General features: G+C 75.3%; 2 protein-coding genes and 1 pseudogene. All 3 read left to right on the forward strand.

Going from position 1 to position 1484, the window contains the following annotated elements; translation table 11 throughout:
* Positions 1 to 434 (forward strand): annotated as a pseudogene (locus ABZV78_RS31765) (hypothetical protein); the annotation flags it as partial.
* Entirely contained in the window at positions 431 to 895 is a 465-nt protein-coding gene (locus ABZV78_RS31770; RefSeq protein WP_262282813.1) for a roadblock/LC7 domain-containing protein, read from the forward strand. The pseudogene ABZV78_RS31765 and the gene ABZV78_RS31770, both read left to right, overlap by 4 nt.
* Positions 892 to 1341 carry a DUF742 domain-containing protein gene (locus ABZV78_RS31775; protein ID WP_355644559.1) on the forward strand — a complete coding sequence of 150 codons (450 nt, stop codon included), beginning with the start codon at positions 892 to 894 and terminating at the stop codon, positions 1339 to 1341. Before ABZV78_RS31770 ends, ABZV78_RS31775 begins: the two co-directional genes overlap by 4 nt.
* The last annotated feature ends 143 nt before the right edge of the window (positions 1342 to 1484 follow it).

A 1484-nucleotide genomic window follows, 5' to 3' on the forward strand; every position in this document is an offset into this window, starting at 1 on the left:
ACCGGCCCGCCGGCCGGGAGGGCCGGTTCTGGACCGCGGCGCGGATCGTGCTGGCCCTGGTCTGCCTGACGCTGGCCCTGCACTGGGTGCAGCGGGTGCCCGGGGCGAGCCTGCCGCCCGCCGGGCCGGTGGCCGGCGCCCCTGCCGACCCGGCCACCGTCCGGGCCCTGGTCGAGGCGTTCCAGGACGGGGTACGCCGGGCCGAGGACGACGCCGCCCCCGCCACTCCCACCCCCGGCCGGCCCCGGCTCAGCCGCCGGGTGCCCGGCGCGAACCTGGCCGTGTCCCCGGTGGCGACCGCCCCGCCCGCCAGCCCGCACCCGGGGGACCCGGCCGAGGTCCGCGACCTCATCACCGAGTTCGAGGCGGGCGTCGCCCGTGCTCTGCGCGAAGTCAGTCCAGACCGCCGCTACGAAGAGGACCCATCACGGTGACCAGCCCGTTCCTGCACGACAACGCCGACCAGACCACCGCCGGCGGCCTCAGCCCCGAGGCACGCACCTTCAACTGGCTGCTCGACTCGTTCACCTCCAGCACCGCGGGGGTGATGGAGGCGATCGCGGTCTCCTCGGACGGGCTGCTGATGGCCATGTCCGCCATCAAGGACCGGTCCAACGCGGAGCGGCTCGCCGCCGTCGTGTCCGGCATGACGAGCCTCGCCGGGGGCGCGGCGAGCTGGTACGCGCTCGGCGGGTTGAACCGGGTCATCGTGGACATGGCCGAGGGCTACCTGCTGATCAGCGCGATCAGCAGCGGCTCGGTGCTCGGCGTGGTCGCCGACCGCTCGGCCAACCTGGGCACCGTGGCGTACGAGATGACGCTCTTCGCCGGCCGCGCCGGCGGAGCCCTGAGCCCCCGGTTGATCGCCGAGCTGAAGAACGCCGTCCAGCAATGATCCCGGAGGTGGCCGGCGAGGACCCTGAGCCGGAGGCCGGCGCCCGGATCCGCCCCTTCCTGCGCACGCCCTCCCCGGAGCCCGGGCCGGAGGCGGGTGACGGGGAGCCGCCCGGCCCACGCCCGTTCGTGCTGACCGCGGGGCGGGTGGACGGCGATCCGGCGATCGGCCTGGAGACCCAGGTGACCACCCGGCCGGAGAGCAGCTCCTGGGCGGTGATCGCCCGGCTCGCGCCGGAACTGGCGGCGATCGTGGCGCTCTGCGGCGAGCCGATCTCGGTCGCGGAGATCTCCGCCCGGACGCGGATGCACTTCGGCGTGACCCGGGTGCTGGTCGGCGACCTCCGCGCCGCCGGCCACCTCGACGTGCACCTCGCGGACGCCGACGACGCCCTCGACCCCGACCTCATCCTGCGAGTGATTGATGGACTCCGTGCGATCTCCTGAATGGCCGGCCGCCGCCGCGGGCGGGCCGGCCGCGAACAGCGCCGCCCTCCGGTACGCCGCCCCCGCACCGGGATGCCCGGGATGACCCACCCGTTCCGGCTCGACATCACCCGCACCGACGGGGCCGGCAACATCTACCTGGA

This window comes from Micromonospora sp. NPDC004540 (assembly GCF_040610095.1).
In the GTDB taxonomy this organism is placed as follows: Bacteria; Actinomycetota; Actinomycetes; order Mycobacteriales; family Micromonosporaceae; genus Micromonospora.